This window comes from Sphingobacterium sp. xlx-130 (assembly GCF_011007405.1).
GTDB classification, from domain to species: domain Bacteria; phylum Bacteroidota; class Bacteroidia; order Sphingobacteriales; family Sphingobacteriaceae; genus Sphingobacterium; species Sphingobacterium luzhongxinii.
Window position 1 is genome coordinate 277,090 of record NZ_WFKN01000004.1, and the last position, 15,302, is coordinate 292,391.

Here is a 15,302-nt window from a genome sequence, read left to right on the forward strand (position 1 = left end):
AAGGTTTCAAATATGTTTATTCATTTCTTAAGCTATCAACAGGGTTGGCCTTAGCAGCAAGGAGTGTTTTGGATAAAAGGACAGCCATAGCAACTGTTATAAGGCCAAATGTTGAAATTACGAATATCCACCAATTTATATCGGTTTTGTATGCAAAATTATCTAACCACTTATTCATAAGGTACCATGCTATTGGAAAGGCTATTAAGCAAGCTACTAAAACCAGGCCAAGCAGATTTTTTAACAGTAAGAACACAATTTGTCCAACGGAAGCACCTAGTACCTTGCGGATACCGATTTCTTTTGTACGTTGGTTGGCTGTAAATATGGCAAGTCCAAAGAGCCCTAGCCCTGCTATGATTACAGATAGGATTACTGACCATCCTAATAGTTGGGACAATTGTTGTTCCGCCTTATAGAAGTCTTCCACAGTCTGGTCGAGGAAGGTGTAGTCAAATTCGTCATCGGGAAAAATGGATTTAAATGCAGCCTTCATTTTGTCCAAAGCGATTTTCCAATTTTCTGGATGCATCGGATCTAGCGCAACATGCATAACATACCCATCTTTGGTGCCCCAATACATCATTGGAGCTATTTCGGTACGAACAGACGCGATGTTAAAATCTTGTAGTACACCGACAATTTTTTTATCTCCATTATTAAAAGTCTTACCGATTGCTTCTTCGGGAGATTGAACATGGAGTAGTGCTAGTGCTTTTTCGTTGATTAGCATTTCGCTGGTTGAATCTAACAAGCGGATATTGCGACCTGCTATGAGCTTTAGATTGTATACATCGATATAATTTTCGTCACCATTACGGGCGTCCATAGTTATGTTTTCGGAACCATTCACTCCGTCATACCCTAGCGTGGAGGTCATCGTTCCTAAAAATGCCGGAGATTGGTTCCCAAAACTTACCGCTTTTATTTCATGAATGTTGCTCAGTTTAGTTTTTAATAATTGGCCTTGCGCTGAGTTTCGAAAACTGCCGGGGATGTAGAAGTTGACAATAGCTTCTTTTTTAAAACCCATATCTTTGTTTGTAGCAAAATTGATTTGCTTTACGACGATAAGTACGCAGATTAAGAACAGTTGTGCTAGCACAAACTGAAATACAGTAAGACTTTTACGCACCCACACACTTCGGGATAGATTGGTGTTTTTAGAGACTTGATTTTTTAGGGCTAATGCAGGCGAATAGCCCGTTAATATCCATGCTGGGTAAAAACCGGCTAAGAAGGTCACTATGAGAAGTTGAACTACGAGGAAAATACCCATGTCCAACTTGGGCATATCCGTCCATTTCAACCCTTGCGGAATAAAGCCCTCGAAGGCATGTAGTAGGAGCGGTAGCAGCAGTAGAGCAAATACACTAGCTGTAAGTGCGATAACTGAGGTTTCTGTTAAGAACTGTAATGCCAGTCTTTGTTTTGAACTACCTAAGGTTTTGCGTATTCCCACCTCTTTGGCGCGTTCGATAGATTGTGCTGTCGATAAATTGACAAAATTTATAATACCCAAAGTAAGAAGAAATAGGGCTAATAATATAAGATTGCGGGTAGTGTCCGATTTAACAGCGTTGTAATTAAAATCGCTATTAAAGTGGATATCGGACAGTGGTTGCAGTGTAAAAGTGCCGGCTTTCCAACCATTTTCCTCTTTGGGCTTGTGTTGTTTGAGGATCTGTTTGATTTCGGATTCTATTTTTGATGGAGTCGTTCCGGCGGTTACTAAGGCGAGGCATTGGTATGCGTCTGTATAGTTATTCCATGCATCCCAGCTGAATATCTGTTTAAGGGACGGATATACAGGGATAGTTGCGGTTGAAATAAAGCTGTTAAACTTAAAATCAGAATTTTGAGCCATCTCCTGGACGACACCTGTCAGGGTAAGAATAACAGAATCTGCAAAAATCAGTGTTTTTCCAATCGCTTCTGTAGGGCGCTTTTGAGGGAAATAGCGCCTAAAATCCTTTTGTGTCAGTACAATGTTGTTTGGTGTATTTAACGATTCAGCGTTACCGACTAACCATTGATGTGGATATAGACTGAAATAGTTGCTGTTGGTAAAGACTACTCCTGACTCTTTAGGAAAGACCTGGTATTCGGCTGTACTGTCCTTATATATTTTTAGTTTACTCTTATGGCTGCGATATAAGGGGACAATTGTTTCGATACTGGTGGACTCATTCTCTAATGCACGTACTAAGGGAACGAGTACACCAGGGTTTTTAAACTCCCCATCACTTACGATCCGATATATTCGATCGCTATTCTCTACTTTTTTATCAAAACTGTAGTCGTATTGAATTAATAGAAATATGACTAAAGTAGCACTAATGCCAATGGCTAAGCTCATAACATTGATTGCGGTAATCAATTTATGTTTACGGATATGTCTTAATGCGGCGTTTAAAAATTCCATTGTCTTATTTTTTTATTCGTCTCTAAGGGTACTAACTGGATTGCTTAGTGCAGCTTTGATGGCTAAAGTACTAATGGTGATAAGTGCAAGAACAACAGCTAAGGCTCCTGCCAGAAGAAATGTGCCTGGTGTAATATCGATTCGATGTGCAAAGCTGTCTAACCATTTATTCATAATCCACCAAGCTATCGGAGAAGCTATTAGTATGGCGAGGATCACTAGCTTTAGAAAGTCTTTTGATAACATCGAGACGATACTAGCTACCGATGCGCCTAATACTTTACGTATACCTACCTCTTTTTGTCGTTGGATGGTGGAGAAGGATACTAATCCGAAAAGACCTAAACAAGCAATAAAAATGGCTAATCCGGAGAATAGGCCTGTGAGTCTGGCCGTACGTTTTTGATTAGCAAATTTTTGAGTATATTCTTCATCCACAAAATGCAGATCAGTTGGGAAATCTGGATTGAATTTTTTCAATAAAAGTTCAATGTTGGCGATGTTAGACGCTAAGCTTTTTGATGGATTCAGGCGGATGTGTATATAATCCGACCAGTTCGGACCTTGGATCAGCATAGGTTCGATATCGTCGTAAGGAGACTGCCATACAAAATCCTGAATAATGCCAACGACATTCAACGTCCGTTCGTAAGGTGTACCTTTTGCTGCTATTATCTGAGCACCAATTGGATCTGAAAGTCTCATGCGCTTTATCGCTGTTTCGTTTAATAATACCGCTGTAGAGTCGGAAGGGTGTTTATCAATATCGATATCTCGTCCTTCCAGTAGACGGATTCCCATTGTTTTGATAAAATCCCGATCTGCATTCATATTATTGAATACAATATCGTAATCTTCAGGCTTTGAATTAGGCCAGGTATACCCCCAACTATTACTGCCGTAACGGCTGATACGTCCCCATGATTTCGTAATACTGCTTGCAATATCCTGCTGAATTAGCTCATTTCTTAAGGCTTCGTAATTGTCGTTCAGTCTCCCCTCCAGCGGGAGGTACACCAAATTGCTTTGATCGTAGCCACTGTCTCGATCCTGACCGTAGCGTATTTGCTGACTAATAATAAAAGTGCAGATCCCTAAGCATATCGATATGACAAATTGTAGGATAACCAGAATTTGTCGGGGTTTTAGGCCTGATCTTAAAACTGGTAAATTACCTTTTAAGGTTTTTGTCGGTTCGAAAGAAGACAAAATAAATGCGGGATATATGCCTGCACCAATAGCAGATATAATTAAAATTAAAACAAACAGGCTCCAAAAAAAGAGAGATTGATCGTTGACGGAGATGTTTCCTTTAATAATGCCATTGAATATCGGTAGAGCCAATATAAGAAGTGCAAGCGCAACAATACCGGCAAGAATTGTCAGAATGAACGACTCTAATAGAAATTGTTTAACCAATGATCTTTTTGACGCGCCGACGACTTTGCGGACGCCAACTTCTTTTGCACTTCGCTCTGCGCCTGCTGTGCTTAGGTTTATAAAATTGATACAGGCGATCAAAAGAATGAATAATCCGATGAGTGCAAACATCCGTAAGGTGACCATATTACCTTCTACCATCTGTCCGTTGACTGATTTATTGTAGAGGTGCCAACGGCTTGCTGGATATAGATAGATACTGGCTTTGGTGTCCCCATTGGTATGGTTTGCAACAAGTTTTTCAATTTTACTATCGACCGCGGTTAGATCTATTCCTTCTTTTATAGAGACGTAGGTCTGATGGTTATAGGCTGTCCATGAATCGGTAAATTTGTGGCCTGTTTTGGAAAGATAGTTCCATGAACAGAAGAAATCAACTCCTTCAAACTTGGAATTGTGCGGGATATCCTCGATAACGGCCTCTACGGTAAGAGAGGTCACTGTATCCAAATCTAGATATCTGCCAACGACATCTAGAGAACCAAATAGTTTCTTCGCCATAGACGCTGTGAGTACGATAGCATCTGGACGATCAATGGGTGTTTGTGAATTTCCGTTAATAAATTGAAAATCAAAAAGATTAAAGAATGCAGCGTCGCTAGCAATACCTGTTGCTTTGAAACCAGATGTGCCTTCTGAATGAATACGATGATCTATATTCCATACTCGGGCCATGTACTCAATTTCTGGATGTTCTGATTTTAGAATAGGCCCCAGTACAGCAGGTGTACCTCCCCAGGTATGCTGTTGACCATCAAATGCGTCCCGGGTGTAGACTTGGTAGAGCCTGTCTGTTAGGGTATAAAAGCGGTCGTACTTTAATTCGGAATTGACCCATAATGCAATGATTAAGGTTACACTGATCCCTAATGCCAAACCCAATATATTGATGACGGAATAGACTTTGTTTTTCCAAAGTTTTCGCCAGGCGATTTTGATATAGTTTTTGATCATGTCTTTAGTATTAAGATGTGAGTATTGTGTACGGAGACATTCGTGTGGTCTTTACATGTTACTCATTAATCATTTAACATTAATAATCATTCCTTATTCGTCCTTCAAACTCTCTATAGGATTGCGTCTAGCTGCCTTTAGTGTTTGGTAGCTTACAGATAATAGAGCAATAAAAAGTGTACTACATCCTGCTAAATCTCTAAACAGTTTGAGTTTCCAATATCACTTGTCCGTCCAGCATTCTTATTACACGGTCTGCAAATTTTGCATCGTGTTCGGAGTGTGTCACCATTACGATGGTTGTTCCAGATTCGTTGAGCTCAGTAAGTAATTGCATCACTTCGTTACCATTGGTCGAATCCAGATTACCAGTGGGCTCATCCGCAAGAATTAACTTAGGGTTGTTCACCACAGCTCTTGCTACGGCGACACGCTGTTGCTGACCTCCTGAAAGTTGTTGTGGAAAGTGGTTACGTCGGTGCATAATCTGTACTTTTTCGAGAACTTCTTCGACACGTCGTTTGCGCTCAGCTGCAGGAATGTTGGTGTACACTAGGGGGAGCTCTACGTTTTCAAATACAGTAAGCTCATCGATGAGATTGAAACTTTGAAATACAAAACCAATATTGTGTTTTCGAAGATTGGAGCGGTTGCCCTCTTTGAACTTAGCAACCTCGGTGCCGTTAAAGAGATAACTACCTTCATCCAAATCGTCAAGAAGTCCAACAATGTTGAGTAGAGTTGATTTGCCGCAACCTGATGGCCCCATAACAGCGACAAATTCGCCTTCTTTTATGTGGATGTTTACGTTGTTCAATGCAACTGTTTCAACTTCCTCGGTGCGGTAGTACTTTTGCAGGTTAGTTATTTTTATCATTGTTGTTAAGTTATCTTATTATCAAGTTATACCGTTATGAAGTCCTAGATTATAGAGAACGTATCTCAATACCCACTACTTATTTAATATTTAACTCCTGTATCTTATCATAAGTCTCATAGCTAGACACAATTACTTCGTCACCCGGCTTCAGTCCGCTGATTACTTCATAAAAATCTGGGTTTTGTCTGCCCAATTGTATGTCTACACGATAAGCTGTAGATCCAGATTTGTCCAATTTGAATACCCAATTGCCTCCGGTTTGTTGATAAAAACCGCCTTTGGCCAGTAATAATGCTTTTGTTTCGTCACTCAATGATAAACGTATTTGCAGTGTCTGTCCTCTTCTAATTGTTTTTGGAGCTTCTCCTAAAAATTCCATGTCGACCTGAAAGCGACCATTGGTTACTTGTGTATAAACCTTTTTGATTTTTAATTTGTAAGGTGTTCCACTTAATACGAACTCCCCAATTTGATCAGTAAAGATTCTGTTGATATAGTGCTCATCTATTTCTGCGCGTACCTTAAAGCCGGTCAGTACATCAATCTGACCAAGACGTTCTCCCGCATTTTTGTTTTGCCCGATTTCTGCATCGAAGGATGTTAGTTGACCGTCAACTGGTGCTCTTAGTATAAGATCGCCTACTTTACGACGCATAAGTTCCAAGGCGCTTTGTGTACGTTGATAAGTCTCTTGATCTTGTCTGCTTTTTTGGTTTGTTGAGATCGAGTCTTGACGTAAGATCTGTTTAGTTAAAGCTACTCTTTCCTTTTGATAGTTGTATTCATTTTTTGATTTTTCGAACTCTTGCGATCCTATCGCTTTTTCAGCAAATAGTTTTTTGTTAAGGTTGTAGACTCTGGCAGATTCACGGAAGGCTTGTTCAACATCGGCCATTTGGTTTCGATTGTTTATCGATACCTGTTCGGCGTTGGTGCGAGCGATCTGTCCTTGGGTAAGTAGATTTAATACTTGTGTTTCTTGCTGAACTAAGCTAAGCTCTTGATCGGTATTTGATAACTTCATGATAGCATCTCCTTTTTTCAGGATCGCACCATCTTCAACATATTTTTCTTCTACGCGTCCTCCCACAGATGCATCTAAATAGATGCTGCTGATAGGCAATACTGTGCCGTTGATAGGGATGAACTCCTGAAAGGTCCCCTCTTTTACTTCAACAATGCTGATGCGGTCGGCTTCTACATTGAGACGGCTATTTCCACTGGTGAAATAATAACTGGCGCCTATTAGGGCGATAACACTTGCAATTCCGGCGAAAGTGAGAATACGCTTGGTGTTCCATTTCTTTTGTTGTATTGGTCTGTCCATTAAATAAAGTAAAAATCTATTTTTTGATGTTCTATTTTGTCGTAGGGACATCATGATATATGTTTATTCAATCTTGTGCCATTTTTGTAAAACGCTGTTTTGTAGTTGTTTATTTGTTTTTGGTGTTTTCCTGTGTCCGTATTCGAACACTTGTTGTCCGTCAGTGGACACTTGTGCCCAATTTTCGTTTATACGATATTGGTTTATAGTTGTTTATGTTTTTGGCACGTGCTGTGGATGGCTTATTGTAATTTTAATTATTGAAAATGAAGTCTATTGTTGGAGTTATTGTTTTGTGTTTATTTACTGTTTGTTTTATGTTAGCCAAAGGACAAACGGGCAGTTTGTCCCTTGCCGACTGTATTGATTTAGCATTGAAGCGGAATCCCAGATTGCAACAATCTGAATTAAACCTGTCGAAAAATGAAATCGCGCTTAAGCAGGCTAAAAATAATAGGTTGCCCAGCCTGAATGCGGAATTAGGACATGGCTATAACGAAGGTAGAAGTGTAAACCCGACTACGAACCAATTTGTTGAACAGAACTACTTTTCGGGAAATCAGTCTCTAAATTTGAATGTTCCCATATTCAACGGTTTTCAGGTGTTGCATACAGTACGCATGCGTGCGAATGCAAAGGAGGCGGGTAAGCTTGAGTTTGACCATGCGATTAATGAACTCAAGCTCGATGTTTTAGAAGCTTATGTTCAAGTCCTGACCGCAAAAGATATATTGGCACAAACGGAGGGGCAAATGAAAGTTACGGCAGAAAATGCAAACCGTACTGCGGTATTGCATATAGAAGGAGCGGTAAACCCTGGAGATTACCATGACCTGCAAGGACAACTTCGAGCGGATCATAATGCTGTACAGGAGAGCAAGCGTCTGTTAAATATCAACAGACTGAGGCTGGCATCTCTTCTGGATATGCCATTGGATAGTATAAGTGATCTCGAACCTCTTGGATTATCTGTAGAGGCAGCTGTTAGATCTGGAGAGGATCTATATACGAGAGCTTTGCATACCTTGCCTCAGTACAAGGCTTTTGATTGGCGTATAAAGGAAGCTGAGAATGGAATAAAAGTGGAAAGATCGGCCTATTTCCCGTCGTTGACATTCAGTGGTGGACTTTGGTCCCGTTTTTCCAGTCTTAATGAAAGCAACTATTGGGAGCAGATGAATAATTATTTGTCGAAGGGATTTTCTTTAGGACTCAGTGTTCCTATATTTAATAAGTTCCGGGTCCGGAACCAGGTTAAACTGGCGCAGTTGAGTTTGCAGGAAGCGATTTTGAATAAAGAGATCGCTAAAAATGCTCTTCGCCAAGAGACTGCTAAAACTGTGTTTAATCTGGAGATATTACAGGTGAATGTCGTCAATCTTCGGGAGCAAGAAAAAAGTTATGCCGAGTCTTTTCGTATTGCGCAGGTCCATTTTGATGCTGGAAATAGTAATTCGGTAGTTTTCCTGACTGCCAAGAATAAAATGGATAATACTAAAATGCAGTTGTTGATTAAGCAGTATGAAATGATACTGCAAAAATATATCAATGATTATTACGCTGGAACGATAAATTTATAGTTATTTTAGGTCTGATGAAACCATCATAATTTATTCAAACCACATAAGGGGATGAATAAATTTAATAGCTTCATCACTTTTAAAAAAAACGTATTATATACGATGAAAAAAGCCAACGTATTAATAGTTGATGATGATCAAGATCTACTGACAGCAGTAAGGATCTTATTGAAGCCTTTGGTCAACGAAATTCTGGTAGAGCGGAATCCTGAGAACCTGTTGAATATGCTATCAAAGCATACAATAGATATTATTATGCTGGATATGAATTTTAAAAGTGCAATCAATACAGGGAATGAAGGGCTATTTTGGCTTGGAAAGATTAAAGAAATATACCCTCACATACGGGTGGTGATGATTACTGCTTATGGAGCGGTAGATCTGGCCGTCAAGTCGTTAAAATTGGGTGCTTCTGATTTTATCGTTAAACCTTGGCAGAATGAGCAATTGCTCAGCACACTGGAATCGGCTTACGGTGAGGTAAAGGAAAAAGGAAAAAAGAAAACTGTGGCGATCCAACGTGATGAGGATGATTTGGTAGGGAGTTCGGGGATAATGGAGGATCTGCAATATAAAATAGATAAGGTGGCTCCGACGGAAGCAAATATCTTGATTTTGGGAGAGAACGGAACCGGGAAAGACCTTATTGCAAAAGCTTTACATAAGCGTTCGTTAAGAGGAGGAGGGGCTTATGTAAAGGTGGACGTGGGGGCATTAACAGAGACGCTTTTTGAGAGTGAGCTGTTTGGTTATAAAAAAGGTGCTTTTACGGATGCTAGGGAAGACCGTTCAGGACGTTTTGAAGCTGCACAGAAAGGGACTTTATTTTTGGATGAGATCGGTAACATTAGTCTACATCAACAGTCTAAATTACTTAGTGTACTGCAAAACCGGCATGTGACACCTTTAGGATCCCACACCGGGATAGAAATAGATATACGATTATTGAGCGCTACAAATGTGCCATTACGGGCGTTGGCAGATGAGAACCGATTTCGAAAAGATCTTATTTATAGGATTAATACAGTAGAAATTCAAGTACCACCTTTACGTGAACGGGGAGAAGATATTGTGCTTCTGGCTAATCACTTTTTGAGGTTTTATAATAAGAAGTACCATAAAAATCTAGAAGGTCTGGAAAGAGATGCTTTACAGAAGTTAAGATCCTACCATTTTCCTGGCAATGTCCGGGAGTTGCAGTATAGTATTGAGCGGGCTGTCATCATGAGCGAAAAGCAGAGTATACAAGATCACGATATACTTTTTTCACCGATAGAACAGGTCGCTTCGCCAGGGAATACCCTAGAAAGTAGTCTTTATGGAAATCGAAGTCTGGAGGAGATGGAGCGTAAAGCTATACAGTCTGCTATTGAACGATTCAACGGTAATATTAGTAAAGCCGCTAAAGAATTGGGGTTGACACGCGCTGCATTGTACAGAAGAATGGAAAAATATAATATCTGATAAATGGGCAAATCCAGTTTTTTCTTCTTGCTAAAGGTTGGTCTTTTATTGGTCGGGTGCACGGGAATAGCTTATCTATTATTTGAGAATTATGTTTTATATGCTGTATTACTTTTCTTGGTGCTTTTTGGGATAGCTTATTATTGGTTGAGTGTCGAAAGACGCTTTTTGAGTTATGTGTTGGATTTTGCTGAAGCTGTCCGGTATAGAGATTTTACTCGAAGATTTGTTGTGAAAAATCTGAAAACTGTTGAGGGAAAATTATTTACAGCTTTTAACGATGTTAATTCAGTATATAAACGCATCAGTATAGACCAGGAAATACAACATCAGTATTTAAACAAGGTTATCAATATGTTGGATTCGGCTATTATATTTTATGAGGCAGGATCCGGTAAGGTGGTGTGGATTAATGATGCCTTTAAGCAATTATTTAATACTCCGCATCTTGGAAATATTAAAGGTTTGATCAAGCGGCATCAGGAGCTGTATGAAAAGACGATAGGGCTTAAAGTCGGCAAACAGCAGACAGAAACAATAAATTCTATCCGGGGAAAGATTAAACTTTTAATGAATAGTTCAGAATTTGAAACCCAGGATGGACTGTTCCGGATTGTAGTCTGTCAAAATATAAATGAAGCTATCGATGAGGCCGAGACTAAGGCCTGGCATAAATTACTCCGTGTATTGACCCATGAAATTATGAATTCTATTGCTCCGATTAGTTCGTTGGCAGAGACCTTACATGGGCGGTTGGCAGCAGGATATAGAGACGAAGATACGGAAGATCTTAGGGTCGGGATCTATACTATAAAGCGACGTAGCGAAGGTTTGTTGCAATTTGCAAAGAGTTATCGGATGATTAATAAAGTAGATCATCCTGATTTTAAGAATGTATTACTTATCGATGTTTTTGAAGAGATCTACCAACTTTTGGAACCGACTATGCTCCAGAAGGGAATTGATGTTGATATCATCATAAAGGATACACGGTTGCTTCTGTATGCGGATAGGAATCTAATTGAACAGGTTTTGATTAATTTATTATTGAATGCAATGGAGGCAGTGAGTGACTGTAAGAATCCTTATATTAGCATAACAGCTAAGGCTAAAGACGGAAAGGTGCGTATCGAAGTGACAGATAATGGTAAGGGTATGTCTACAGAACTACAAGAACAGATATTTACACCTTTTTTTACGACACGGAAAACTGGGACGGGTGTAGGATTGACACTCAGTAAACAGATTATGCTGGTTCATGGTGGAAATATTATGGTGGATAGTACAGAAGGAAAAGGGAGTGTATTTACTTTGAATTTCTAATATCTGGTTTAAAGCCTATTTTTGCAGTATGAGGTATTTCTGGAAAGGGGTGATACATTTTCTCACCTCGAATAGTCGACATGGCACACATTCTCCATTTGTGTATAAATTGGCGGATGAAGCCATCTATGCTAAATCCAAGAAACATGCTGTTGGCAGTAAACAGGATGAACTATTAATGGATGTAGCCGATTACTTTGAAGTGACTTATGTCCAGTCTAACCTAGATTTAGGAGCAGATAGGGCTTTGATTGTTGAAAAGTCTACGATGAATGTGGAGGAGCTTGCAGTGCTCGTTCGAGAGTTTAAGTATTTGGTAATTCCGAATATCTATAAAGATAGGACGATAAGGCAGACCTGGCATTTGGTATGCCAAGATCCGCGTTTTATTGTCTGCATAGATTTGTTTTACTATGGTTTGGTTTTTTACCGACGTGAGCAGCCTAAGGAATTTTTTAAGTTGCGGTTTCCGTATTGGAGATGAAGGGCTAGAATGCTTCGCTAACACTTAGATAAAATCCAGATTGCCTTTTTTCTCCAGCTCTTTTTTCTCCAAAAGCATAATCTAATCGAATACTACTACTGTGTTCTATACTAAAGAAGTAGCGGATCCCGCCACCGTAACTAGGTACCAAACGCAGATTGTTTGATTTTGAAAATGTACTTCCTGTGCCTACAAAGCCAGTTGCAGCAAATCGAGGCATAAATCGGTAACGTAATTCAGCTTGTGCTGTAGCATAGTTGTTGTCTTTATAGCGACCTAGATAATATCCTCGCATACTCATATCTCCACCGAGATCGCGCATAGCATAAAACGGAATGTTATTTCCATATGTGCCCCGGTATATTCCCTGTGTTGCTAAGCTGACTTTAGTTGAAAAGGGATAATAACCACGCATATCTACTTCTATCATATTCCCTTGGTAATTCTCTTTACCGAAGAAATCGGGCGCGTAGGCGTATTTTACTCTTCCGTAAAATCCTTTTGTGGTGAATGTCGTTACGTCCCGGGTATCGTAAAGTGCAGAAACGCCCAAAGCTAGAAATTGCCCCCCTGACTTACCGTATATTTCTGGAGATTCAAAGATTCCACCGGCTTCGATATCACTGAATTTGAAATAATCGTAATTTGCGTTTACACCCAAGTAAAATTTTGGTGCAAGTCTTTTTTCTACGTCTACTTTGAATCGGTATAAAGTCTGTTCTAGATAGTCTTCATCTACTTCCCAGGTGTCGTTGCCTATCCCATAGAAGTTGAACGGCCAGTCACGGAGACGTATGTCTGTAAGTATGTGGTATTTGTTGCCTTTGGTCCATAGATCGGAGGTCAAGTTTACTTTCTTTTGTTTTTCGGTCGTCACGGTGGCGATAAGCATGACGTTTGAAGTCTTGCTCTGCAGGTCAGTCCGGTCCATGTAGAAGTTATAAGTGCTTGCTATACCTATTTCCAAACCTGTTTCCTGGGCGTAGGCAACAGCTGGTAAAACCATGAAACTAGGACCCCTCGTACTATCGTTTGTGGAGGAAAATACTTTTTTAATAACCTTTTTAATCAGGTTATCTTCTTTTTGTGCAACAGCGGATAAGGAGATCCCTGTAAAGAGAAGACTGCATAATAGTTTGTGTCGAATCATGTAATATGAAAATTCAAAGCATCAAACTTAGATAAAATGCTTTGGAATCTCGAATACGAACTGGAAAAACTAAGGTAGAATTGGCCTATTTGTACTTCTTTGGTTAAAAAAGTGAAGGAAATCATTTTTCTGTTTTTTACTTCAAAAGGCGTTTTCTTTTCATCGGACTTTCAAATATGAACTTGCTTATTGCTATTTCATATTTGAAAGTGAAAATTATTTACTTGCATATCAGCGTAATGAATATCTAGTCGTGTTTTTTTTAGAAAAATATTTTTGATAAGTCATTTCTGTGTCTATCTTTGCATCATCGAAAACGGAAACATCGATTGTTTCTTTAGGATTTGATAACGTTCTTTAAGAAGAAAAAAAGAAAAAAGTTTTTTAAAATATCTCTTGCAAGTTTGAAATAAAATTTTGATTTTTGCACTCGCTGTTCAGAAGTAACAGATGTTCTTAGAGATTTTGAATAAAATGTAATAAAAGCCTCCTTAGCTCAGCTGGTAGAGCAACTGACTTGTAATCAGTAGGTCATTGGTTCGATTCCGATAGGAGGCTCTAAATGCGACGAAAGTTGCAGGTCTGGAGGGGTTCCAGAGCGGTCAAATGGGACGGACTGTAAATCCGTTGCTTCGGCTTCGAAGGTTCGAATCCTTCTCCCTCCACACTTTTTATGACCTTGTAAAAGAGGTCAAAAGCGGAAGTAGCTCAGTTGGTAGAGCGATAGCCTTCCAAGCTATAGGTCGCGAGTTCGAACCTCGTCTTCCGCTCTTTAATTTCAAGATTTTTAGTCTCTATCTTTCGTAAATTATGATGTTAGGTGGGGGCATAAATCTGTAAGTAAGCTTTTATAAAGCCGAAGTAGCTCAGGGGTAGAGCACTTCCTTGGTAAGGAAGAGGTCGTGGGTTCAAATCCCATCTTTGGCTCGATAATTTAGTTTATTATTTTTTTTTGTATAAAATTTAATAAAGAATATTTAATAATTACTAATTCGCATAAACATGGCAAAAGAGAAATTTGACCGTAGTAAACCGCACTTAAACATTGGTACTATCGGTCACGTTGACCACGGTAAAACAACGACTACAGCTGCTATCACAAAAGTATTGGCTGATAAAGGTTTATCAGAAGCTCGTTCATTTGATTCAATTGACTCTGCTCCTGAAGAAAAAGAACGTGGTATCACGATTAACACATCACACGTTGAATATTCAACAGCTAACCGTCACTATGCACACGTTGACTGTCCAGGTCACGCCGATTACGTTAAGAACATGGTAACTGGTGCTGCTCAGATGGATGGCGCTATTATCGTAGTTGCTGCTACTGATGGTCCTATGCCTCAAACTCGTGAGCACATCCTATTGGCTCGTCAGGTTGGTGTTCCTGCGTTAGTAGTTTTCATGAACAAAACAGACTTAGTTGATGATCCAGAGTTGTTAGACTTAGTTGAGATGGAAGTTCGTGAGTTATTATCTTTCTACGAGTTCCCAGGTGATGATATTCCAGTAGTTAAAGGATCTGCTTTAGGTGCATTGAACGGTGAGCCTGAGTGGGTTGAGAAAATTATGGAATTGATGGATGCTGTAGATAACTATATTCCAATTCCTCCACGTTTGACTGATCTTCCTTTCTTGATGCCAGTTGAGGACGTGTTCTCGATCACAGGTCGTGGTACAGTTGCTACAGGTCGTATCGAAAGAGGTGTAATTAACTCTGGAGATCCAGTTGAGATCTTAGGTATGGGTGCTGAGAACTTGAAATCTACAGTAACTGGTGTTGAGATGTTCCGTAAAATCTTAGATTACGGTGAGGCTGGTGATAACGTAGGTTTATTGTTACGTGGTATTGAGAAAACTGATATCAAACGTGGTATGGTTATCTGTAAACCAGGTTCAGTAACTCCTCACGATCACTTCAAAGCTGAGGTTTACGTATTGTCAAAAGCAGAAGGTGGACGTCACACTCCATTCTTTAACAAATACCGTCCTCAGTTCTATTTCCGTACAACTGACGTAACAGGAGAGATCTCTTTACCAGAAGGTACTGAAATGGTTATGCCAGGTGATAACGTTACAATTACAGTGAAATTAATCTCTGCGATTGCAATGGAGAAAGGTTTACGTTTCGCTATCCGTGAGGGTGGTCGTACAGTAGGTGCTGGTCAGGTAACTGAAATCATTTAATCTATATAGATTAATATAAAATAGGAAAAGCTAATCAGTGAAAGCTGATTGGCTTTTCCTATTTTATATCAGTAAATTATTCTGAAAT

The 15,302-nt window shown here is 39.5% G+C and carries 10 protein-coding genes and 4 tRNA genes; 9 read left to right on the forward strand and 5 right to left on the reverse strand.

The features are described 5' to 3' along the window. Nucleotides 1-16: 16 nt before the first annotated feature. The 4 genes from G7B18_RS07320 to G7B18_RS07335 all read right to left on the reverse strand — a co-directional run bounded on the left by G7B18_RS07320 (nucleotide 17) and on the right by G7B18_RS07335 (nucleotide 7,026). Nucleotides 17-2,425, reverse strand: coding sequence for an ABC transporter permease (locus G7B18_RS07320; RefSeq protein WP_164108814.1), 2,409 nt, complete (start codon nucleotides 2,423-2,425; stop codon nucleotides 17-19). 12 nt (nucleotides 2,426-2,437) lie between these two features. Then, on the reverse strand, nucleotides 2,438-4,819 hold the full coding sequence (locus tag G7B18_RS07325; protein ID WP_164122268.1) for an ABC transporter permease: 2,382 nt from the start codon (nucleotides 4,817-4,819) through the stop codon (nucleotides 2,438-2,440). A gap of 199 nt (nucleotides 4,820-5,018) precedes the next feature. After that, entirely contained in the window at nucleotides 5,019-5,696 is a 678-nt protein-coding gene (locus G7B18_RS07330) for an ABC transporter ATP-binding protein (protein ID WP_164122269.1), read from the reverse strand. Nucleotides 5,697-5,775: 79 nt separating this feature from the next. Further along, nucleotides 5,776-7,026, reverse strand: a complete 1,251-nt coding sequence (locus G7B18_RS07335) for an efflux RND transporter periplasmic adaptor subunit (RefSeq protein ID WP_164108811.1) — start codon at nucleotides 7,024-7,026, stop codon at nucleotides 5,776-5,778. A 266-nt stretch (nucleotides 7,027-7,292) separates the two neighbouring features. Between G7B18_RS07335 and G7B18_RS07340 the strand changes: the two genes are divergently transcribed. The 4 genes from G7B18_RS07340 to G7B18_RS07355 all read left to right on the forward strand — a co-directional run bounded on the left by G7B18_RS07340 (nucleotide 7,293) and on the right by G7B18_RS07355 (nucleotide 11,877). After that, entirely contained in the window at nucleotides 7,293-8,606 is a 1,314-nt protein-coding gene (locus G7B18_RS07340; protein ID WP_164108810.1) for a TolC family protein, read from the forward strand. Nucleotides 8,607-8,708: 102 nt separating this feature from the next. Beyond that, a complete protein-coding gene (locus tag G7B18_RS07345) occupies nucleotides 8,709-10,070 on the forward strand; it encodes a sigma-54-dependent transcriptional regulator (RefSeq protein WP_164109094.1) in 1,362 nt (453 codons plus the stop codon). A 3-nt stretch (nucleotides 10,071-10,073) separates the two neighbouring features. Continuing rightward, nucleotides 10,074-11,393: a sensor histidine kinase gene (locus tag G7B18_RS07350; protein ID WP_164108809.1), complete on the forward strand. Its 1,320-nt coding sequence runs from the start codon at nucleotides 10,074-10,076 to the stop codon at nucleotides 11,391-11,393. Nucleotides 11,394-11,421: 28 nt separating this feature from the next. Then, a complete protein-coding gene (locus tag G7B18_RS07355) occupies nucleotides 11,422-11,877 on the forward strand; it encodes a hypothetical protein (RefSeq protein WP_164108808.1) in 456 nt (151 codons plus the stop codon). Between the two features lie 4 nt (nucleotides 11,878-11,881). On the opposite strand, the gene G7B18_RS07360 is transcribed toward G7B18_RS07355, so the two are convergent. Then, nucleotides 11,882-13,027, reverse strand: coding sequence for a BamA/TamA family outer membrane protein (locus G7B18_RS07360; protein WP_164108807.1), 1,146 nt, complete (start codon nucleotides 13,025-13,027; stop codon nucleotides 11,882-11,884). Between the two features lie 485 nt (nucleotides 13,028-13,512). Between G7B18_RS07360 and G7B18_RS07365 the strand changes: the two genes are divergently transcribed. The 5 genes from G7B18_RS07365 to tuf all read left to right on the forward strand — a co-directional run bounded on the left by G7B18_RS07365 (nucleotide 13,513) and on the right by tuf (nucleotide 15,214). Beyond that, nucleotides 13,513-13,585 (forward strand) — tRNA-Thr (locus tag G7B18_RS07365). A gap of 26 nt (nucleotides 13,586-13,611) precedes the next feature. Continuing rightward, nucleotides 13,612-13,692 (forward strand) — tRNA-Tyr (locus tag G7B18_RS07370). Between the two features lie 32 nt (nucleotides 13,693-13,724). Further along, nucleotides 13,725-13,797, forward strand: a tRNA-Gly gene (locus tag G7B18_RS07375). An 85-nt stretch (nucleotides 13,798-13,882) separates the two neighbouring features. Beyond that, a tRNA-Thr gene (locus tag G7B18_RS07380) sits at nucleotides 13,883-13,954 on the forward strand. Nucleotides 13,955-14,029: 75 nt separating this feature from the next. Continuing rightward, nucleotides 14,030-15,214 carry an elongation factor Tu gene (tuf, locus tag G7B18_RS07385; RefSeq protein WP_079641244.1) on the forward strand — a complete coding sequence of 395 codons (1,185 nt, stop codon included), beginning with the start codon at nucleotides 14,030-14,032 and terminating at the stop codon, nucleotides 15,212-15,214. Nucleotides 15,215-15,302: the final 88 nt, after the last annotated feature.